Genomic DNA, 24,849 nt, shown 5'->3' on the forward strand with positions numbered 1-24,849 from the left:
GTTGAAATATCAAGGGATAATTATAATCGACCCTGCCTTTCAAAAGTGTATAAATCAATGATTATCTTTGCCGCTCAAAACAGAGTTATGGCCCAAAAAATAAGAGTACGCTTTGCCCCTAGCCCAACGGGACCTTTGCATATTGGTGGATTAAGAACTGCATTGTTCAACTATCTCTTCGCAAAGAAAAATGGAGGTGATTTTATTCTGCGAATTGAAGATACCGACCAAAACCGATTTGTTGAAGGCGCCGAAGATTATATTATAGCTTCCTTGAACTGGTGCAATATTCCGTTTGATGAGGGTCCGGGTAAGGATGGTGGATTTGGTCCATACCGCCAAAGTGAACGAAAGCACCTTTATAAGAAATATGCGGAAGAACTAATTGCCAAAGGCAAAGCCTATTATGCCTTTGATACCCCCAATAGCCTAGACGTCCATAGAAAAGCACATGAAATAGAGGGAAAAACATTTATTTATAACTGGCATAATCGCTTGAAATTAGATAATTCCCTCACTTTATCCGATGATGAGTTAAAAGATAAACTAGATTCTGGGCAAGATTATGTTATTCGATTCCTAACCCCCGAAAGCAAGAAATTAAAACTTCAAGATAGTATTCGCGGATCTATTGAAATTGACACCAATACGCTGGATGACAAGGTTCTTTTTAAGAGCGATGGAATGCCCACCTATCACTTGGCCAATATAGTTGATGACCATTTAATGGAAATAAGCCATGTTATTCGTGGTGAAGAATGGCTTCCTTCCTTGGCATTACACCAACAATTGTACGATGCCTTTGGATGGCAAGCCCCACAATTTGCGCACCTTCCCCTGATAATGAAGCCAGTAGGTAAAGGAAAATTAAGCAAGCGTGATGGCGAAAAAATGGGCTTTCCTGTATTTCCATTGACCTGGAAAGAATCTACAGGTTACCGAGAAGAAGGGTTCTTCCCAGAGGCCGTGGTCAACTTTTTGGCTCTCTTGGGGTGGAATCCGGGAACGGAACAAGAAATTTTTAGTTTGGATGAATTGGTTCAAGCTTTTTCCTTAGAGCGCGTAAATAAGTCAGGGGCTCGCTTTGACCCGGACAAGAACAAATGGTACAATCAATATTACTTGCAGGAGGCATCCAACGCCAGTTTGGCAAGCTCTTTCCAAGAACAATTTTTGGCCAAAGAAAATTTGAATACCCAGTTTTCTTTGGAATATGTGGAACAAGTAGTTTCGCTCATTAAAGAAAGAGCCACCTTTGTGAGCGATTTTTGGGAGCTTTCAGACTATTTCTTTGTTTCTCCTAGTGTGTATGCCGAAAAGGCGGTAAAAAAGCAATGGAAAGAAGATACACCTGAAATTTTAAACGAAGTAAAGTCCTTGCTGGAAGTTCAAGACAACTTTAGCTCTTCACACATAGAAACCGTAGTTAAAGACTGGATCAAAGAAAAAGAGCTTTCATTCGGGAAAGTTATGCCTCCATTAAGACTAGTAATAGTGGGAGATATGAAAGGCCCTCACCTATTTGATATTATGGCCATGATTGGCAAGAAGGAAAGTATAGACCGAATTGAAAATGCCATGGTAACCCTTTCCTAATAAGGGTTGCGAGGTTTTTTATTAGTAGACCCTATTCTTTGGTTGTAACAAAAAGAAGACTTTACATACACATTAGGTAAAGTCTTACTATCTTCATTTGTACAACTAAAAACTTTATATCATGGGTTCATTCCTTTTAATTCCTATTCTATTTTTCGGGCTCGTCATTCTGTTTTCCTCATTCTTTATTGTAAAACAGCAGACTGCGGTAGCCATTGAACGCTTTGGAAAATTTCAAAGTATACGAAGCTCCGGTCTTCAAATGAAAATTCCGTTAGTAGACCGAATTGCCGGTAGGCTAAGTTTAAAAATTCAGCAATTAGATGTAATTGTAGAGACCAAAACGCTGGATGATGTTTTTGTTAAATTAAAAATTTCGGTTCAGTACGTAGTATTAAAAGACAAGGTCTACGAGGCGTTCTATAAATTGGAATACCCCCATGAGCAGATAACTTCCTACGTCTTTGATGTGGTTAGAGCCGAAGTTCCAAAAATGAAATTGGATGATGTTTTCGTAAAAAAAGATGACATCGCCATAGCGGTGAAAACGGAACTCCAAGAGGCTATGTTTGAATATGGTTTTGACATCATCAAGACTCTGGTGACGGATATTGATCCCGATCCCCAAGTAAAAAACGCCATGAACCGAATTAATGCTTCCGAAAGGGAAAAGATTGCAGCACAATTTGAAGGTGACGCCGCACGTATTCTAATTGTTGAAAAAGCAAAGGCCGAAGCAGAAAGCAAGAGACTACAAGGACAAGGTATTGCCGACCAAAGAAGGGAAATTGCCCGCGGTCTGGAAGAATCAGTTGAAGTGTTGAACAAAGTAGGTATCAATTCCCAAGAAGCTTCTGCCCTAATCGTAGTTACTCAGCACTATGATACCCTGCAAGCCATTGGCGAAGAAACCAATACCAATTTGATTCTATTACCTAATTCGCCTCAAGCGGGTAGTGATATGCTGAACAATATGGTGGCCTCCTTCACTGCGAGTAATATGATCGGCGAAAAAATGAAGGAAACCAATAAGAAAAAGAGTCTAGACGAATAAAGCATTGCCTAGTAACTATAGAGAAGCCCGGACATATCCGGGCTTTCTCTTTATAAACGTAACTGTTTATTAGCTAAATTTTTTCATAACCTTTCCGGCAACAAAAGAGATGATAAATTTTTGTATCACCCCTCCTATTCCACCCAGCAAATTGGTAGGATAAAAGCTTGCCTTGGTATTATTGAAGTTCAGCTTTAGATTTTCCCTCTCAATATCTTGCTGTAGTTTTAAAATTTTTAGGTCTTGGTCTATTTCTTTAAAGGAGGTGTATTTTTTTGGAATCATATCTCGTCAAAATAAAATTCAGAAAACTTTTTGAGCAATGGTTTTTGAAGTTTATCTCTAAGCAAATACAGGATAACTCCAATTAAAATATAGCAACAACCTACCACTAAGAATCCTAGCGCTTCACTATGAAGGGCTTCACCAACCCAGAATGCGGCGCTAGCGGATAGGAATAGCAGGGCTAAAACCAACATAGTCGAAACAGAAGCGATTTTGGCAAAAACCACAATTGCCTTCATCATCACCTTAAATCCTTTTAGCTTATAGTATTTATGACTATTCTCTAAATAGGATTTTGCACTTGCTTCCGCTTCGACTAGATTTTCCTTTATTTCTTCAAAAGCCATAGATTACTTTTGGAGTTGGGCATTCTTTTTTCTTAAGTCTTCCAACTTTTTCTCCAAGGTCATAATAATATCGTCTGCCTTGTAGCTCATATTAGAAATGGTATCCTCTAACTTTTGTTCAAAATCAACCTTTTTTTCTTCAGCCGTTTTAGTTAGTTCATCGGCAGCCTGACTAATTCGTTTGGTTAAATCTTCTTTAGTCTTATTGGCATTTTTTTTAATCTTTTTCCTAGTTTTTTCTCCTTTATCCGGAGCATATAATATTCCAGCTCCAGCACCTATGATAGCTCCTGTTAAAATGGCCAATAATACATTTCCACTATTGTTTGACATAATTGTTATTTTTTAGATGAATACTGATTTGACTTTCAGGTATCAGTTGTTTTAACCTTAAAGCACTAAATTATGACCGATGAACGGCAAGACTTGCCCCAATCGGAGTAAAAATTGACTTTAGCCAATAATTAAGAGGAATTTAACCGTTATAAGCGCCTACAAAAGAAAAAAGAGAACTACTGATAAACTCGTATGGATGAATTTTAAAACACGCTTAAAACGCCTTAAAACAATTCATTTTTAATAGAAAAAAACTATTTGATTCTATGTTCTAAATTATCTTAATCAATAATCTACGAAACCTATTGTTGATACTTATAGAAATAACAAAAACCTTTATCGGTTGGTTTTACTTAGATTCTATTTTTGCCCACGTGTCTCGTAGCCCTACCGTTTTATTAAATACAATTTTATCGGCTGTAGAATCAGGATCTACACAAAAATACCCCATACGCTGAAATTGCATTCGATCACCACTATGGACATCCTTTAAACTTGGCTCCACAAAAGCGGTTATTGTCTCCAAGGAATCTGGATTGAGGTAATCCATGAAATCCTTGTCCTTCTGGCTATCGGGACTTTCATGGGTAAAAAGACGGTCATACAAACGAACCTCAGCTTCAAGTGCATGTTTACAGGATACCCAATGCAAGGTACCTTTCACTTTTCTTAAGCTTTCTTCAGTTCCGCTACCACTCTTACTTTTAGTATCATACGTACATTGAACCTCAATAATATTCCCATCGGTATCTTTTGTGCAGCTTTCGGCCTTAATAATATAACCGGATTTTAGACGTACCTCTCCCCCTATTTTTAGACGGAAGAACTTACGGTTGGCCTCTTCCCTAAAATCTTCTTGTTCAATATAAATCTCCCTAGATAAGGGTATTTGCCTAGTACCTGCCGATTCGTCCTCCGGATTGTTCTCTATCTCCAACCATTCCTCCTTATCTTCAGGGTAATTGGTAATAACCACTTTAAGAGGATTCAACACCCCCATTACCCTGGGTGCCGTTTTGTTAAGGTCTTCCCTAGCATGAAATTCCAACAAAGAAACATCAATAAGGTTCTCTCTTTTGGCAATACCAATGGTATCTGCAAAATTACGGATGGAATTAGGCGTGTAGCCTCTCCTTCGCAATCCGGATATGGTGGGCATACGGGGATCGTCCCAACCCTTAACGACTCCGGACTCGACCAATTGTAACAACTTTCTTTTGCTAACAACGGTGTGACTTAAATTTCGTCGTGCGAATTCGCGTTGTTTAGGCCTTAATTTATCGGACTCCACTACTTGATCCAAAAACCAATCATACAACTCCCTGTGCATTGCAAACTCCAATGTACATAAGGAATGTGAAACCTGCTCTATGTAATCACTTTCTCCATGAGTCCAATCGTACATGGGATAAATACACCAATCGGTATTCGTTCTGTGGTGCGCTTTATGTAACACTCGGTACATTATTGGGTCGCGCATCAACATGTTGGAGGACTCCATATCTATTTTGGCCCGCAGAACATGTGATCCTTCCTTATGTTTTCCCTCTTTCATCTCTAGGAAAAGAACAAGATTCTCCTCTACACTTCGATTTCTATAAGGGCTTTCCGTTCCTGGTTGGGTTGGAGTTCCTTTTTGCGCCGCCATCTCCTCTGAAGACTGGCTATCCACATAAGCTTTTCCCTGATTTATCAATACAACTGCCCAATCATAGAGTTGTTGGAAATAATCAGATGCATACCTTTCCGTATCCCAAGTGAATCCTAACCATTCCACATCGCGTTTAATGGCATCTACATACTCCTGCTCCTCCTTTGCGGGATTGGTATCATCGAACCTTAAATTAACGGGTGCATTGTACCGTAACCCCAAACCAAAATTAAGACATATGGAACTGGCGTGGCCGATATGCAAATATCCGTTGGGTTCCGGAGGAAATCTAAAGCGCAATTGTTCCTTAGAATAACCCTTTTTAAGGTCTTCTTCAATGATATGTTCTATAAAATTTAAGGACTCTACAGCCTCTCCCATAACAGAAATTTTAAAGACACAAAGGTAGTTAAAATGCCAAAAAATTGGATAAAAGTTCCAATCAATCCTACAAAATACAAGGTTTTCACAACACAATTAGGGCTTGATACAACATTAAATTCCCCACGCGTGTATTAAGTAGCATATTTGTTTATCGTCGTTGTTCAAATCCCAAATCTGACATCGAACGTGTAGTAACCCAAAACTACCACTACTTATGAAAAAAGCACTCTCTATCACAGGAACAACATTGGTCTTCGCATTTCTGCTTTTGGCCAACACATCACTGAACGCACAAACAATTGCACTACAGGCTCCAGAGCCTGCAGACAACCCTAACATCGGAGGTAACTCTCCATGGGACAGAGCTTGTGGATCCGCAAGTTTTAATGAATACTTTGTGACCATCAACTGGGTGGGAAGCACCAACACCAACAATGAATTCATTTTGGAATTATCCGACGCTTCTGGTTCATTTGCATCGGCCACAACGCTGTCCACAATTACGGACCAAAACAGCAATTCGGAATTTCTCACCAGTTTTTCCTTGGCAACCAATATACAAGGAGACGGATACAGGATGCGCGTACGAAGTACGAGTCCGGCATCCACGAGTCCGGCATCACCCGCCTATTCCATGTACTACTTAGGGCATACCACCAACTTACACATTAGCCCAGATGGTGACGGGTCAACTCCCGGAACCCTACAGGTTTGCGATGGCGGTAACGTAACATTGACAGTGGACAACATTCCGGCAAACGAAGTTGGTTCGTACCAATATACGTGGTATAGAAGCGGAACACCCATTGGCTCTGGCCCTAGTATAGAGACCAGTGGAAATGGGGAATATTTTGTCTTTATAGATTACGGTGATTGTACAGGCTCCGCCAATACGGAATCCAATCATATTATTATAAGTACAGGTACCAGTACAGGAATTGCCATTAATAATCCAGCCAACACTGCATTATGTGAGGGCGATGCTGCTCCGGCCCTAGAGGCAAATGTTCAGAATGGTTCCCATACCTACACATGGTACAGGGACGGAAATGTAGTAAGAACTGCCCAAGCAGGAGGATTTAGCTACGCTATTGATACCGATGATCCTTCGTTTGCGGGAGATTATACAGTTCAAATTCAAGGTGCCGGTATTTGTACAGAGACCTCTGCTCCTATTACCATTACCAATGCAGGTTCCTTTAGCGTAAACAGAATTAACAACCAAAATGTAGTTGTATTACCAAGTCAATCTGAAGCTTTGAGCGTTTCTACTGATGCCAATAGTCCAACTTACCAATGGTATAGAAATGGCATTGCCATTTCGGGAGCTACAAGTAGCTCTTATAATGTAACCCAACAAGGTACCTATTATACAGCGGTAACACAAACTGGCGGAACCTGTACTTCTACAACTATTAACTCTGAAGAAACAACAGTAGTTAGTCCGGCTGAATTCCGATTGGAAATTGATTATGCCACAGAATATACCAGTTGTACCAATTCCAGTATGGTTCTAGAAACAGCAACTATTTATGCAGTCCTTGCCGATGGTACAGAATTGGACGTAACCGACGATGTTGCATCGAGCTTTACCTATCAATGGCAAAAAGACGATACAGCTATTTCTGGCGAAACGGCAAGATCTATAAGTCTTACTACCAATAATGAAAATGGCAATTACACCGTTGATGGTTCTTTTGCCGGAATGGATACCACCTCCAACACCCTGCCTTTACAGTTGGGCGGAAGCGGCTCTTTAGTAATTTCCAGTTCTAGTACGGTTTATTGCAGTAGTGATGATACCATAAACATTTCAACCGAAACGGATTTAAGTGGAGAAACCTTTGGATGGCAAAGAAATGGTACAACCATAAATTCTACTGATACCGTGTTGAACGTTTCAGAACCCGGTACTTACAGACTAGTAGTTCAGAAAGGAGACTGCCCATCGATTTCCAATGAAATCTCAATAACGCCCTTGGACCCAGAACTCATTTCGCTTAGTGAGGATGGAGATGTAATATTCCCTGAAGGAAGTTCTAAAACTGTTACCGCATCAGGTGGTACCGCATACCGTTGGTATGACTCCAACAATAATGAAGTAAGTTCAACAGACTCCTACAGTTTTACTGCTGAGGGCACCTATACATTGATTGCTACAATAGATAATTGTGAGATAGTAAGAACGATCACCGCAGATTACCTTGACCTATTTAATATACCAAACGTTATTACACCTAATGGAGATGGGGCAAATGATCAATGGATCATACCCAACTCTTATTCCAATAAATCAGACGTTAACGTAATTATTTACAATGCAAAAGGAAAAGAAGTTCTCAACGCCACCAACTACCAAAACAATTGGCCAGAGAGCTCTACCAGCTTTTCCCAGCAGAACATGGTTTACTACTATGTAATAAAGAACGCTAATGAAACTTTAAAACAAGGAACCATAACCGTCATTAGATAACCAAATCATGAAACTTGCCAAAAAAATAGCACTCATACTTTTTGCTGTCCTAGGTCTCACTAATCTTCAGGCACAAGAAGACGATCCTATTCTCCTGTACAGTCCGGCATCACAAAACCTATTGAAATTCAATAGGTTTTTGATCAACCCTACCTTTTCCACTGTACAGGAAGATAAATCGTACATCAACCTATTACACCGAAACCAATCGGTACAGTTTAAGGATAATGACCAAACCTATTTTCTAAGTTACAGCGGTAGAATAGGGGATAGAAGTGGTTTAGGACTTAGCCTTTATACCCAATCCATTGGTCCGGTATCCAATATCGGTGTTTTGGCAAACTATGCCTATGGCATTAAACTAAGCGAAAAAAGCAACTTTACTTTTGGGGGCAATTTGGCATATTACAGTACAGGACTGGATAGAAACAATGTTGATGTTATTGATGCCGAAGATTTTAGACTCAACGGTACAGAAGATAGTAATGTTCTTTCATTTCAACCGGGCTTCAATATATCCTATGGGCAATTTGATTTTGGTGTTTTTGCCGAAAATCTCTTTGATTATAATTTAAAGACAAGCGAATCCTTAACCGACTTTGCGGACAAGACCTATTCTGCACATTTGCAATACACCCATCCTTTTACCAATGACTCAGGTATAATGGAAGGTAGTAGATTAATGCCTTTGGCCAGAGTAAGAATGAACGGCCAAAACAGATTTGCTGCGGATGACACTGAAGAAACGCAGGATATATCCTTTGGTGGAGGTCTCATTTTAGATCTACCCAAAATTGGTTGGTTACAAGGCGGATATGACAGTTTTTATGGAGCTTCTGCCGGTGCTGGTTTTAATATCAATAAAAGACTTTCCTTGGGATACACCATGGAAAAAGGATTTACTACCGACTTTGACAATCTAGGAATAACACACGAAATTTCTTTTGCCTATTCCTTTACTCCTAACCTTACAGAAGACAGGGTAATGCTAGAGGAAGACTATGAAGATGAACTTGCTGATAGCGAGGATATAGATAAAAATAATCTCGCATCCAACGAGGAAATTGCCGAATTAAGGAGAAAACTAGCAGAAAACGATGCCATTATTGAAGAGTTGATGTTCCGTCAAGATTCCATGGAAGCTAGTAGACAAAGGGATTTGGAAAGACGCTTTAACATGGTCATGAGTATGGTTAGGAATGAAACCAATGGAAGCAGACCTGACCTTGAAGACCGTGCCGAGGCCATGTTCCTAGGAAACAAAACAAGACCCGTAGTTGATACGGAGAATACAACAAACAACCAAATTATACCAAACAGTACAGAATTAACGAAGGCCGAAAAAGATGCGGTCATCAGGGCAACCAAAACCCAGGAACTGGCCAGCACCGATGCAAAGAAAAATGAACCGGTGGCAATTCAAAAATTAGCTGCAAACAACTCATCTAAACCCATTAAAAGTAGAAAATTTAAAAATTTAGATGGGGTACAAGATGGTTACTATGTAGTTGCCAACGTTTATAAGGGCGGCAAATACATGGACAATTTCCTGAACAAAATGAACGATGAGGGTTTTGACCAAACCAACTATATAGACAATCCATCCAATGGACTTAAATATGTGTACCTAAAAAGATTCGATACATGGGATGAAGCTGTCAATGCCCACAACACTCAAATGGACGGTAACTACAATGGAGACCTATGGATTATGAATGTTGACAATAAATACAGCAATGAGGCCTACGCCAGTAACGTTGATAAACTCAAGGAGAAATCTGCCAAGTATGAAAATGATGTGCTTCAACAAAATGTAATTGTTAAAGATCAAGTTGCCTCGAAGGAATTAACCAGCAAGACTTATAAAATTGATGGTATTGGAAGCGGTTATTATATCATAGCGAATGTATTCGCCAGTCCAAAAAATGCCAATCGGTTTGTAAAACTTTTAAACTCTTACGGGTTAAGCGCAAGCTACTTTATCAACCCAGAAAACAATTGGAGATATGTCTATTTAAAAAGACATGAATCTTGGAACAATGCCCTAATATCCTACTACACCAACCTAAACGATTCGTACAACGACAAGATGTGGATTATGCGAGTCAAACCAAACCTACTAGCCTAAATGATACCAAAATATATTAAAAACATTCTTACAGGTGTCCTATTCATGGTCACTTGCACCGTTTTTTCCCAAGAGTATACTTCTTTTACAAGAACATACCCATCTGGTGATAATTATAGGTATCAAACAAATATTAAGGGTGATCTTACATTTATTTCCAATAGTATCCTAAATAGGGATGGGGGTACGTCTACCACTGAAGCAAATGACCCCTACAACAATCTAAATACGAACAATAACGATTGGAACACGGAAACAGGAGGTAGACTCAATTACAATGACTATAAAAATATGCAGTATATAGATGTAGATTCTGATCCCTCTACATTTAGTTCGAGCACGGCAACCTTTAATTTTCCAAACCCAGATTGTAATCGCATTAGATATGCTGCTTTGTACTGGGCCGCAACCTACCCCAGTGCTACAGCTAATGGTTCTTATACCGCTCCCGGAAATTATACACAAAATAACATTCCCGTAGGACAGGGGAGGCAAAATGATTTTAACCAAGTAAGATTTAGGGTTCCAGGAGGAACCTATATAAATATTACGGCCGATGAGATTCTTTATGATGGTTTTACCAGTGCCGATGCTTCTGTACGAGAAAATAGCCCCTATGCTTGTTATGCAGATGTAACCAATTTAATTACCCCTTTGGCAAACCCCGCAGGGGACTATACCGTTGCAAATATAAGGGCCACTACCGGAGGGCTCACTCCTGGAGGGGGTTCAACAGGTGGTTGGACATTGGTTATCGTATATGAAAATCCAAACCTAACGGGTAAACTAATCACCACTTTTGACGGTTTTGCAAGAGTTAGAGATACTGACCAAGTAGATGTTAATTACTCAGGGTTTAATACCATTCCAGCTGGTCCGGTTAGGGCTAATGTAGGGGCGGCCACCTTAGAAGGTGACTTCAGGATTACAGGAGATCGGTTGAGAATTAGAGCTGCCAGCAATGGTGGTTTTACAACTCTAAGCAACGGAGCCAACCCTTCAACCAACTTTTTTAATAGTAACATTACTCTTAATGGCACCGTCACAACTAACAGAAACCCTGCAAGTATAAATACCCTAGGGTATGACACAGATATTTTTTTGGTAAATAACCCCTCCAATTCAGTCATTCCAAACAATGAAACCGCTGCTACTTTTAGGTTTCAGACCAACGGAGATCAATATTATCCATTCTTTAATTCCTTTAATGTTGAGATTATAGAACCGGATATTGTACTTGAAAAACGTGTTGAAGACATTAGTGGTAATGATATTACAGGACAGGGAGTAAACTTAGGTCAAATTTTAGACTATGTGCTCACCTTCGAAAACCTTGGAAACGATGATGCCGCAAATTATACCATTAGGGATATACTTCCCATAAATGTAACCTTGGATGAAAGCAATTTACAGATGCCCACTGGTACCTCTTATAATTTCAATCCGGCAACAAGGGAAGTCGTTTTTAATATTCCGTCTAATCTAGTTAGGGTAGGGCAACCGGCCTCTAGCATTCGGATGAGGGTACAAGTAGCAGAAAACTGCTTTGATTTTATAGATGCCTGTACGGATCTTATCCAAAACCTTGCTTTTTCAACCTACGAAGGTGTTATAAACGATAACCAAATCACCGATGACCCTAGTGTCTCAGACTTTGATACCTGTGGATTTGTTACTCCTGGTGCCACCAACTTTCTTTTAGACGACCTTTCCGACTGTAATTTTACAAGAACCGTTCAACTTTGTGGGCTAGATGTTACCCTTGATGCAGGAGATAATTTTGATGATTACATTTGGGTTCGGGATGACAACAATAACGGTCAAATAGACCCATCTGATCCGGTTCTTAACGATGGAAACCCAGATGGAGACCTCAGTACACTTGTTGTCAATGACATAGGAACTTATATTGTTGACAAAATTGTTGCAGACCCCTGTAAAGGCTTTAAAGAAATAATTATTGTTGAAAGGTTTGGTACTGTTCAAACCAATCCCATAGTTGATTACTTTAATGCCTTGAATTCCGATGCCGACCCTACCAACGACATTCAAGGAGAAATAGTACAATGTAGCGTTGATGGTGATCTTTTACCCAATATATTCCTATGTGGTTCAAACGATTCCCAACTATTACAAATTAATATTACGGACGCCAATCTTACATGGGAACGCTTAGATGAATCAAGTTGTTTACCGGCCCCGGATGATTGTGCCAATAAAAATCTTACCTGCCAATGGAGCTTTGAAGCATCAGGAAATAATTTCACAGCTAATTCAGCAGGAAAATACCGATTGGTAGTTAGTTATCAAAATGGATGTTTCAGTAGATTCTATTTTGATGTCTATCAAAACGAGCTTGACATAAATCACACTTCCAGGGATATCATTTGTAATACTGATGGAAACATTACCATTACCAATTTAGGAAGTAATTACGGTTTTCAACTAGTTGATGTAGCGAATGGGACCATTGTAGTGCCTTTTAGTGCTAATAACGGACCAAGTTTTGATATTGCAAACAATGGTGCATATCGAGTGGATATTACTCAACTGGATAGCTCTGGTAATCCCATACCCAATGCCTGTATATTTAGCACCCCCGACATCGGAATTCTTGATAGGGATTTTCAGGTAGATGTAGAAACTACTCCCGCCAATTGTAATGATCAGGGCACTATTAAAATTGACATCTTAAATGTTGAGCCCAACTATACCTACGTACTTAGAAGAGATGACGGTACGTTGATTGACGATGAAACGGCTAGTACAAATAATACCCATACCTTTCAGGTAAATGAAGGTGATTATATCATTGAAGCGTCAACTGAAGATGGTTGTACTTATACTGAAAACGTACGAGTAGATAGAACTCCTGATCCCACAATTTCAGCCTTGACCATTAGTGATATTGGCTGTACGGCAGGGGTTATTCAACTTACAGCCAACAATGGATACCCAAATCCAGATTACAACTATGCTATTTGGAGTAGAAATGGAGTAAACCTTTACCCAGATGTAGCTTCCATTCCAGGTGATGCATACGATACAGATCCCAATTTCGTATTTGGATGGAGAGATACCGATGCTGATGATGTGGAGGAATATTTTCCGGGAGAAGATGGTACCTATTCCTTCGTAGTGGTTGATGGTAACAACTGTTTTGCTTTCTCCAATGAGGTGACCATAAATGATAACGGTACCATGAGTATCGATTCCATTAGTGAAACCCAACCTTCCTGTAGTGGTGATGCCGATGGGGAAATTGTAATAAACATAACAGGTGGAATAGCCCCCTATCAATACAGTATTGATGGTGGTACCACCTACCAAACTACGCCAACTTTTGTAAATCTTTCCGCTGGAAGTTACTCCATAAGAGTATTGGATAGCTCTGGATGTGATCAATCTCAGACCCATGTTTTGAGCGAACCTTTTCCTTTAAGTGCTTCAACAGGTGTTTCAAGAGATGCTACTTGTGACCCCAATGGGGCAGAGGTAAGGGTAACCAATGTTACCGGGGGTTCAGGTACTTATCAATACAGTTTTGATGGGGGTGCCACCTATGGTGCATCAAGCGTTGCGGTGTTACCCCCAGGAGATTACACTGTAATTGTTGATGATGGTTCTTGTGAATTCCCAATGACGGTCTCGGTAGAAGATGTACCTGATGAGCCTGAAGTAACCTTAACTCCCGAAGTGAGTTATAATTGTGATGGCACAGGTACTATAACGGCCACACCAAATATTGCTACATACAACTATACCTATGCGCTTGACGGTGTTCTCAATTCACCTGACCCAACTAGCAATATTTTTAATAATGTTACAGCAGGCACCTATACCGTAACCACCTATTATACTTCGCAAACCCCTCCAACGCCAAGTATTTTATTAAGTGAAGATTTTGGTAGCGGAGAAACCATACCTAGCCCGAATACTAGTGGCTATACGTATGAAGATCAAACTTCCGATCCTCCGGGAGACGCAAATAGCAATATCAACGACTTTGAATATTCCGTAACCAGTGATATCGTTGCTCCATTTGGTTCTTGGCTTAGCCCAATTGACCATACCACCGGTACGCGTGCAAGTCAAGGTAGATATTTGGTAATGAATGTTGGGACACCAACTCCTTCTCAAATCATCTATTCCAAACAAATCAATGACGTAATCCCCAATCAAGATTTAAGTATTTCGCTTTACATTCTTAATTTAATGCGTCAGGGTAGGAGTGGTCTCGATCCTGATTTAACCATAGAAATAAGAGAGGCCGGAACAACCAACGTTATCCAATCAATTAGAACAGGTATCATACCAAAAAATACAGGACCAAGTGATTGGGTAGAGTTTACCGCAACCTTAAATCCAGGTGCGAATACCACGTTAGATTTTGTAATTAGATCGGAAATTACCGGTAACAATGGTAATGATTTTGTGCTTGATGATATTACTGTACACCAAGTACCAGAGGTTTGTGAGCAATTCGTAGAAACCCCGGTTACCGTAGTTGCAGGTAATGTGTTTACAGCCGCTATTACTAGTGCTACCAATGCCACTTGTAACGGCGATACAGACGCTACCCTTACTATAGAAGCAGAAAATTTTGATGCCGTTGCCGGATTTGAATATTCCATTAACGGAGGTGCATTTATTAATGCTACCACCTCACCGGTTACTACTACGACACCATTAGGTGCTGGTAACTATACCATAGTGGTGAGAAAATCGGATGAAATAACATGTTCCAGAACGCTTACGCATTCTATAACAGAACCAACAGCAGTAGTGGCCAGTGCTTCCGTTACAACCCAGCTTACTTGTACCAACGGTGGTGCAACTATTACGGCAAGTGCAACGGGTGGTACTCCAGGTTACGAATACCAATTAGAAGATAATTTGGGAGGTACCATAGCCGGTTTTGACTTCGCCTCCAACGGAAATAATACTGTTTTTGCAGGATTAGCAGCGGGAGATTATGTCGTTCGTGTAAGGGATGTCAACTTATGTGAAGATGTTATTGATACCTCCCTTACGGTTAGCCCTATTGACCCCATTGCCTTTACTGTTACACCCACGGCTTGTTATCCTGGCGGAAATACCGCAACTATTCAGGTTGATGTGACCAGTGGTAACGGAGATTATACCTTCAGCCTCAACGGAAATCCTTGGGTAACTCCTACACCAAGTACTGATACGACCTATACTTTTACCGGACTTTCCAACGGCACCTACACCATTAATGTTCAAGATGGTCTTGGCTGCACCGGAACATTAGAAACGATTACAATTGATCCACAATTGACGGTAGGCGCTTCCGCACCTAACATTACAGCCTGCGCCACCTCAACCGATATTAGTATTACTGCCACTGGCGGAGACAATAATTACGTATATGCTGTTGTGCTAAACGGAACTCCTGTGGTAGATGGTGATTTTAACAATACCAATCCAGTAAGCGTATCTGCAGCTGGGGATTATGATATTCATGTAAGGGACAATGGTGGTAATGCCGGTTATTGTTCAGCGGTTCACACTCTTACAGTAGTTCAAGATGCACCTATTGCTTTTACTCCAACACCCACCGATGTTAGCTGTTTTGGTGGCACTGATGGTTCTATAGCCATTGTGGTGGATTCGGGTGGTAATACTCCTTTTATGTACAGCATTGATAATGGAGTAACCTATGTTACCGGAGATTCCTTCCCCAATTTATCCGCTGGAACTTACCCCGTACGAGTTAGGGATTCCAACAATTGTGAATCCGTTGTACAAAATGTTACCATAAATGAACCTGCACAGATAGTTGCGGAAGCTACACTCACACAAAATTATACCTGTACCACTGATGGAGAGATTACTATTGGCAGTATAACTCCAACTTCCGGTGGTTCAGGAGATTATCAATACAGCATCAACGGAGGTGCTTGGACGGCCTCTACCACTGGCGGTCACACATTTACCTCTCTAACCGACGGTACTTATAGCATACGCGTTAGGGACGCCAATGCCACTACGTGTGGAATTACTTTGGCAGATATTATTATTGCTCCCCTACCAGTGGAACCTACACTTTCGACATCTGTTGTATATAGCTGTGATGGTACAGGAACGATTACGGTTTTACCCAATGACCCTTCTTATACCTATAGTTTGAATGGAAGCGCGGCACAGCCGTCCAATGTATTTGCCAATGTGGCCGTAGGTCTACATACCATCACTGTTAATTACGGAAGCAACTGTACAGTAGACACCAATGCCAACGTAGAAAACGGGCATGCTTTTGAAGCGAACATTGTTTCGTTTGAAAATTTGGACTGTAACGGAGATGGTTCGGGTACGATTACCATTGATGCGGATAATTATGGTGCAGGTGGTTTTGAATATAGCCTTAATGGCAACCCCTTCGTAGGTCCATTTAGTGCCGCCGAGCAAATCACAGGTTTAGCAGCCCAAGCTTATACCATTGTAGTGCGCGATGTTGATAATCCAATAGGCGGTTGTAGCGTTACATTGAATCAAACTTTAACCGAGCCAACTCCCGTAGTTACTACCGCATCCATTACGGAACAATTTACATGTGACAATACGGGAGCTACCATAACTGCTTCAGTTTCCGGAGGAACGCCGGCTTATGAATACCAACTAGAGGATAATTTAGGAAATCCAATAGCAAGTTTTGATTTTGCTACCAACGGAAATAATGCTGTATTTACAGGATTAGCAGCAGGAGATTACATCGTAAGAGCGAGGGATACCAATGGTTGTAGTGATCCTATTGATGGCCCTATTTCAGTAACGGCCCCAGCAGTTCCCACTTTTACAACATCCGAAACCGCATGTTATGCAGGTGCCAACGATGCCACCATACAAGTAGATGTTACCGCAGGAAACGGTAATTATACTTTTAGTTTGGATGGTGGTCCGTTCATTACACCCAATCCAAGTACAGCAGTAACATACACCTTTGAAAATTTATCGAACGGCACTTATACTATTGATGTAAGGGATGGTTATGGTTGTATGGCCGTACAACAAACGGTAACTATTGAACCTCAGTTAGTAGTATCTATAGATATTGACGAAATTAGTTCTTGTAATGACGGAACCATTACGGTTAATGCTACCGGTGGCGATGGAAGTTATGTATATGCCTTTGTGCCAGCCAACACAAGCCCAACTGGGTTTTACGGCGGATCCAACACCTTTACGGTTACCAATGCCATGGCAACGGCAAATCCGGCAGGGTTTGATTTGTATGTACAAGATAATGGTGGAACCGCCCCTGTTTGCTCCTTTTTGCAGGAAGATATCATCCTTACACCCTCCACACCTTTGACCGTATCTGGTACTCCAACGGATCCAGAATGTTATGATGGCTTAGGTTTTATTGATGTAACCGTAGGTGGTGGAAACGGACCTTTTACCTATCAATTGGTGGATTTAAGTCCGGCAGACGGTATCGACTATGGCAATACCAATACGAATGTATTCACCAGCACCCTGACCTTTAATGGTATTGGAGTAGGGGATTATGAAATTACCATTACTGATGAAGATAGCTGTACCGTAACCTCATCTACCGTTACCATTAACAATGCCGTAGAAATTACAGCGGACATCAACCCTATTTTACCGGCTGCGTGTAATGATCCAGACCCAAACGAATATGGATTTGAATTCGATAACATAGTTACACCTACCGGTGGAACCGTTGAATACAGTCATGATGGCGGTACATCATGGCAATTATCCAATGAATTAAGAGGGCACGTATCAGGTACAGAGGTATTCCCCTCTATACGGGTGACCCTACCTAGCGGCACTGTTTGTCAGCGAGATTTTGACAGGTATATTATTCCATATCCATTGGATAACCTAGATATAAGTATAAGTGCCATCGTAGTAAATTGTAACGACCTTCAAGTTCGTGTACAAGGTACTGCTGGTGTTGCACCATACGAATATGCCTATTCTGAAGATCCAGCAAATTTTGATCCTTTAACAACAACTTGGCAAACCGGAACTTCTACAGATTCTGGTGGAAATGCAGTACCTGCTGGTCATGGTGCTTATACGTGGATGGGCCTAACGCCTGGTAGAACCTATGTATTCTATGTAAGAGATGCTACAGGTTGTGTGCGTCAGAGCCTTATCAACGTTAACGATCTTATCACCAGACCCATTGAAATAACCGAAGTAGTAACCCCAACCTGTTTTGGAGGTTCTACGGGTGAAATAGAATATACCCTCAACCCGGGAACACCAAGTAGCCACATGAGATGGGAGTTCTTTGAAGTAGGCAATCCAATTGCCTTACAGACTAGTGGAGGTAATATTTTATTCAACAATACCATCAATATAACCGGATTGACGGAAGGGGAATACTACATAGAAATTGTACAGTCTGATGGAACTATAGACTCCTGTACTGGCGGTAGTGAAAATAGTTACTTAAATGAATTAAACGCTTTAAACGGAACGCCAAACGCTACGAGAGACATTTCTTGTAACCTTCCTGGATTAATTACCGTTGACAACATTACCGGAGGAGGTGGTGCCCCTTACACATTTGATGTTACAGGTCCAGCAGGTTTTACCGCTATGACGGGTATAACCACCAATCCTATTGAAATTCCAGTGAATTCACCGGCAGGTAATTATACGGTTACCATGTACGATCAATACAATTGTTCGGTTACGATGGCTCCTATCAATCTTGACCTGTCACCAAATCCGACCATTGATTCGGTTACTCAAGATAATTGCGCTGCCCCTATAAGTCTAACCGCTGTAGGTAATTCAGCAGCTGGTAACCTTCGATATGCCATCGTTACGGCCGGAAACCCAGCACCTAGTACGTATGTCGATAATGGAGGTGTTTTCAATAATGTAACTCCAGGTGATTACGATGTATATGTTATGGATGGTAACGGATGTATAGCTACACAACCTTCTTATACCGTTCACCCTGTACTTTCAGCCGATGTACAGCTGACCAAATTATTGGATTGTACCGCTACCCCAGATGCTGTTATCAGCATTGAAGCTTTAGCAGGTTCTGGCAGCTATGAATATTCAATTACCAATACAGCAGGGGCTCCGGCAGTTGCACAGACCGCCTTCCCAAGTAATCCTTTTGATTACAATGCTCCCTTGGCAGGCGATTATACCATTACCATTTACGATACGAATACGCCCAATAGCGCCACTTGTAATAGAGAATTTACCATTTCGGTACCAGCTAGAATAGAACCTATTGTAGATACGATTGCAACCACTGATGTTACCTGTAATGGCGATTCTGATGGTACCATTACCATTGGTGCCACTAATACCCCAATCGGTCCGTTTACCTTTGAAATAACCTCATTTGACGGGGCGGCTACAAGTATTTTGCCAACCAGTACCACAGCAAATACGGCGACCTTTACCGGTCTTGCCCCTACAACAACACCCGCAGGTTATATTATTACTATTACGGCCGCTGCTTCCAATAACTGTACGGTCGATAGTAGCTCAATTACCATTGCAGAACCGGCTCCTATTGCGGTAACCATGGCACCAACGGTAGAATTTGCATGTGTGGTTGGTAACAATGAAAATAATGCCAGCATAACGGTTCAAAATACAACCGGAGGTTCCAATAATTTTGTGAGGTATGAATTCATTAATGACCTTGCTCCCGGAACACCAGTTCAAGATGGTCCGGATGCCACCTACGTAGAAACGAATTTTGCAGGTGGAAACTACACCATCAATGTTTATGATGACAATGGTTGTGTGGGTACCACTACAGCAAGTATCGCACCTTTTGATGAATTACAATCGGCCACGATAACCGTAAATCAAACCATAACTTGTTTAACAGGGGAGGAAATTACCATCAATGCTTTCGGTTCTATAACAGATTCAAGTACACCTGCAGGTCTTGCCAATTACGAGTTTAGACAATTGCCAAGTGGAACTTTCCAGGCATCCAATATCTTCAGCAATTTACCTACGGGAAGCCATTCATTTGAAGTGAGAAATGTCAACACCAATTGTATCATTTCTGTTTCCCATACGGTTGGAGAACCTAATAATTTCGAAATTTCAGTGACCACTACAGATGTGGAATGTCATGGAACGGATGGAACCGTAAGCTTTACCATTTCAGATGCCATAAATCCATATGCAGGCGGATTTACATGGCAAATTTACAATTCCCAAGGAACAACCACTACGGCTGACGATACCCTTATCGCCGCTGCCAATGGAGTTTCTGCAGGGGTAGGGCCCACAACACCATTCGCTATTGGGGCAGGGGAGTACCGCGTTGAAATTACCCAAGATTCCAATCCGTTCTGTGTATCTTCGGAATTGTTCAATATTGCAGGGCCATCAGACCCATTATCAGCCAACACCGATGTTACCCAAGTTACTTGTGATGGAAATAACGGTATTATTGAAATCATCGATTCGCAAGGCGGATGGGGAGGATACACCTATTTTGTGGCTCCGACCACTGATCCTGGACCTACCTTTCCGGGTAGTTATTTCGCCAACCCAAGATTTACTGGTCTCGCGGGTGCCCCAGGTGCTGGAATCGACTATCAAGTATGGATTGCCGATCAAAACGGATGTGAATTCCGTTTACCAGATGTCAACTTAACAGATCCTACACCTATTACCGCTGATCTAAGAATCAATCAACCTAACTGTACCAACTTGGAAGGTGAAATTGAGGTAATCAATGTTTCTGGAGGTCAAGGAAGCAATTACAGCTATCAATTACAGATTTTCAATTCAGGTACTTCTACTTATGATGATTTTCGGACAATACAGACCAATCCTATTTTTAGTGGTTTGGGTGCCGGTCAATATCAAGTAATCGTAAGCGACCAATGGAATTGTTCTGCCTCAACATCGGCAAGTATCGAACTTTATGAGCCAATCGTTCCTTTGGCCACGGTGGTAAAAACGATTGACTGTTCTACAACAGATCCAGGAGGTCAAATAACTATCACACAAACTGGTGGTTCGGGTAACTTCAATTATTCGGTCCTATATCCCGATGGTGTAACTACCGACGCCAACACAACAGGTATATTTACTGGTTTGACCCAGGATGACACGATTGGAGAATATGTTTTCACCATTACCGACCAAGATGTTAACCACGCTTGTAGTACGACTATTAGACAAAGCCTTTCCCCGGAAGTAATACCGGTTATTAATGTAGATAACTCCACCAATGTTACTTGTAACGGTGCCAATGATGGTACTATTACCGTAAGTACTACGGATAGTGGGGTAGGACCTTATACCTTCAGGATTATTGCTGGGAATGGTAGTACACCAGGTTCACCTATTCTTCCAACAGCTTCAAGTAATACTGCTGCGACATTTACCGGTTTAACCGGAAGCACGGCAGGAATTACTTATACGGTTGAAGTAAGAGGCGCCAATAATTGCGCCATTACGACCGATGTTACCATTACGGAGGAAGACCCTATTACAGTAAACGCTATTTCTATTGTACAATACGGTTGTACTGCTGGCAATAATACGAACAACGCCACTGTTTCTTTTACGGGTGCAACAGGCGGAACAGGTACTTATGTGCGATATGTATTCTTACGAGATGGCATTGTGGTGCAAGACGGTGCTAATACGACCTACAACGAAACCGATGGTCTTGGTGGCACCTACGAACTTAGGGTTTATGATGATGCAGGATGTTCCGCAATTTCTGCTTCCGATGTGGTAATTCCTTTTGTAGAAATAACCGATCCCGTGGTGACTACCACCCAAGATGCCGCTTGTAATCCTACAAATGATGCAGAAATTCAAGTAGGTATTACCATAAATCCGGCGACGGCTACACCAAATTTGGAGTTCGTGGTCGAAGGACTTAATGTAACCTATTTACAGACTATCAACTCTAGTAATGATACTGAAACATTTATTGGTTTAGAATTTGGAAACTATAGAGTTACCATTACCAATTTGGATACGGGTTGTGTCTTGGAAACAGTGCATTCTGTTGAAGATCCAGACATGATAGAAGTAGTCGCTACCAAACTTACCGATGAAGAATGTTTAAATGATGGAGTAGATGATGGTAGTTTCAGTATCGTCATCAACAACTATACTGGTGCCTATACCTACCAAGTATTTGATGTAAATGATAATCCTGTGGCTGGCTATGCAGGAACAGGAAATACCTCAACAGCCTTGGCTCCATTCACCAATTTACCAGGTGGCATCTACTATGTAAGGGTAACCGCTACAGATGCTCCGCGATGTGATGACGATTCTAACACCATAACCATTCTTTCTCCTAGTGCGCCTATTACGGCCACTATTCGAGAGGAAGCCAATGTAACTTGTTCCAACGATCAAGGAAGTATTTTGGTTGATCCAACAGGTGGAGTGGGACCATATACCATTCGTCTTGAAAATAATACTACCTCACAGGTTTATACTGAAACTAATGTGGAGGCCTTTATTTTCACAGGATTGTCCGCGGGAGATTTTCATGTGACCATAACAGATGCTTACAGTTGTGTGCTTTCCGATAACATCACGTTAGTAAGACCAGATGATATTGTTGCTAGTATTTCAGCAACTACCTTAAGTTGTTTCAACGACAATACAGCCAGTGTGACCGCTACAGTTGATCCTAGAAATATTACTCCTGTTTATCAGTATCAATTAAATGTTTATGATGATGCTGTTGGTTCAAACCTATTAAGAACTTCGGCACCTCAATCTAACGCTACCTTTAATGGTTTGGCGGCAGGATTCTATAGCATTACCGTAACTGATGATGTAAGTTGTTCCGATGAGACTTTCATTGTAGAAATTGTAAATCCCACAGAAGTAACGGCTCAACTGATCAGAACAAGTCCGTTGACCTGTACTACGGGAGTTGAATTTGAATTGAGTGCTTCTGGCGGAAGCGGTACTTACGAATATAGCGATGACAATGTTACGTGGTCGCCAATGATCGGTAATAGTGTAAACCTCCCGCTTTCAGGTATGTTATCTGCAGGTATATACAGATATTATGTTAGGGATGCGGTAAATATGTGTACAGCGGTACTTTCCAATTCCATTGAGGAAGATATGATTGATCCATTGACATTAACGGTGGACACTTCGGCGGCAGTGATTAACTGTAACGGCGACAATACCGCCACTATCTATGCAGATGCCGAAGGCGGATTAGGTAACTATCAATACGAATTGTATACGGATGCTACCTTAAATCCCGCATCAAGAATTGCAGGTCCACAACCTCTGGGTGAGTTCAGAAATCTTATTGCTGGTACTTATTATGTGAATGTATACAGTGAAGATTGTACTACTCCTGCTCAAAGAGTGGATATTACAGAACCTACCCCATTGGAATACACAGATGAGGTAATCAATGTTACTTGTAATGGAGAGGAAGACGGTCAAATAACCGTTAACCTATCGGGTGGTACAGGAAATTATCAATACTCCATTTCACCAAACCTAGATAGATTTGATGATGAAAACGTCTTTGAAGATTTAGCTCCTGGGGACTATACAGTTATTGCCCAAGATGGTAACGGATGTTTTATAGAATTACAATATACCATTACAGAACCTAGCATTATTGAGGTTGAAGCAATAGCATTACCAGAAGTTTGTGTAGGAGAAGAAAACGGTTCAATTGAATTAACTATTACTGGGGGGACAGCTCCTTACAGTACACGTTTGGTAAATGAAACCACTTTTGTTCAAGATCGGACCCAAATTTCAGGCTTAGCCGCAGGTGATTATATACTCTTTATTCAAGATGCCAATGGTTGTGAGGAGAATGTATTTGTAACAATTGATCCCGGTGTAAATCTTGATGCTTCCATTGAGCCGGTATACGGATGTAACGGAGATACGGCAAACAATTATGTAAACATATTACTGGAAGATGAAAGTATTTCCGATGAGGTATTGTACGGTCTTGATACTACTGATCCGGCTCAAATGCAATTAAATCCTTTCTTTAGGGATTTAAGTTCCGGAACACATTACGTTGCTATTTCGCACCAAAACGGATGTATCGTTACCCACGAGTTCGAAATAGAGCATTTTGACCCATTGGAACTGACCCTTTCACAAGGTAACATCAATGAGATTGTGGCCACTGTTACTGGTGGAAGAGAAGAGTATACTATTTACTTTGGAGATACCAACTACGGTACCGATAACACGTACTATATCAACAGGACCGATACTTATATAGTTACCGTTGTCGATGCCAATGGTTGTGAGGTATCTGCCAGTATAGAAATGGAGTTTATAGACATTGATATTCCTAATTTCTTTACCCCAAATGGAGATTCGGAAAATCAATTCTGGAAGCCTAAAAACGATGAAGGCTTCCCTGAGATACTAACCATAATTTTTGATCGTTATGGTAGAGAGGTGTACCGATTAGGTGCCGGCGATCGTGGCTGGGACGGAACGTATCAGCAGAAGGAATTACCAACCGGAGATTACTGGTACGTAATAAAACTCAGAGGTGAAAATGACGACCGAGAGTTTGTTGGACACTTTACCCTATATCGATAAAAATCTTAACCT

Annotated in this window: 9 protein-coding genes; 5 read left to right on the forward strand and 4 right to left on the reverse strand. The window is 41.1% G+C overall.

Annotation, left to right across the window (positions count from 1 at the left end; translation table 11 throughout):
• Positions 1 to 87 precede the first annotated feature (87 nt).
• Together gltX and IL355_RS02200 are read left to right on the forward strand one after the other, a co-directional pair.
• Positions 88 to 1,596, forward strand: coding sequence for a glutamate--tRNA ligase (gene gltX / locus IL355_RS02195; RefSeq protein ID WP_192460567.1), 1,509 nt, complete (start codon positions 88 to 90; stop codon positions 1,594 to 1,596).
• A gap of 121 nt (positions 1,597 to 1,717) precedes the next feature.
• Complete coding sequence (locus tag IL355_RS02200; RefSeq protein WP_192460568.1) at positions 1,718 to 2,650, forward strand: SPFH domain-containing protein; 933 nt, start codon at positions 1,718 to 1,720, stop codon at positions 2,648 to 2,650.
• A 69-nt stretch (positions 2,651 to 2,719) separates the two neighbouring features.
• Here the strand turns inward: IL355_RS02200 and IL355_RS02205 are convergent, their stop codons facing one another.
• The 4 genes from IL355_RS02205 to IL355_RS02220 form a co-directional block, all read right to left on the reverse strand.
• Positions 2,720 to 2,935: a DUF6327 family protein gene (locus tag IL355_RS02205; RefSeq protein WP_192460569.1), complete on the reverse strand. Its 216-nt coding sequence runs from the start codon at positions 2,933 to 2,935 to the stop codon at positions 2,720 to 2,722.
• Entirely contained in the window at positions 2,932 to 3,282 is a 351-nt protein-coding gene (locus tag IL355_RS02210; RefSeq protein ID WP_192460570.1) for a hypothetical protein, read from the reverse strand. The genes IL355_RS02205 and IL355_RS02210 overlap by 4 nt, the downstream gene beginning before the upstream one ends.
• A 3-nt stretch (positions 3,283 to 3,285) precedes the next feature.
• Entirely contained in the window at positions 3,286 to 3,615 is a 330-nt protein-coding gene (locus IL355_RS02215; protein ID WP_192460571.1) for a YtxH domain-containing protein, read from the reverse strand.
• 352 nt (positions 3,616 to 3,967) lie between these two features.
• The gene (locus IL355_RS02220; RefSeq protein ID WP_192460572.1) at positions 3,968 to 5,650 is read right to left on the reverse strand and encodes a glutamine--tRNA ligase/YqeY domain fusion protein; all 1,683 of its coding nucleotides are present in this window, start codon (positions 5,648 to 5,650) and stop codon (positions 3,968 to 3,970) included.
• Positions 5,651 to 5,867: 217 nt separating this feature from the next.
• Here IL355_RS02220 and IL355_RS02225 point away from each other — a divergent pair, with 217 nt between their 5' ends.
• From IL355_RS02225 to IL355_RS02235, 3 genes are read left to right on the forward strand one after another with little or no spacing between them, the layout of a single operon-like run.
• Entirely contained in the window at positions 5,868 to 8,126 is a 2,259-nt protein-coding gene (locus IL355_RS02225) for a T9SS type B sorting domain-containing protein (protein WP_192460573.1), read from the forward strand.
• A gap of 7 nt (positions 8,127 to 8,133) precedes the next feature.
• Positions 8,134 to 10,254 carry a PorP/SprF family type IX secretion system membrane protein gene (locus IL355_RS02230; RefSeq protein WP_192460574.1) on the forward strand — a complete coding sequence of 707 codons (2,121 nt, stop codon included), beginning with the start codon at positions 8,134 to 8,136 and terminating at the stop codon, positions 10,252 to 10,254.
• Positions 10,255 to 24,837: a T9SS type B sorting domain-containing protein gene (locus IL355_RS02235; protein ID WP_192460575.1), complete on the forward strand. Its 14,583-nt coding sequence runs from the start codon at positions 10,255 to 10,257 to the stop codon at positions 24,835 to 24,837.
• Positions 24,838 to 24,849 lie beyond the last annotated feature (12 nt).

It is taken from the genome of Euzebyella saccharophila (assembly GCF_014855495.1).
In the GTDB taxonomy this organism is placed as follows: Bacteria; Bacteroidota; Bacteroidia; order Flavobacteriales; family Flavobacteriaceae; genus Euzebyella; species Euzebyella saccharophila.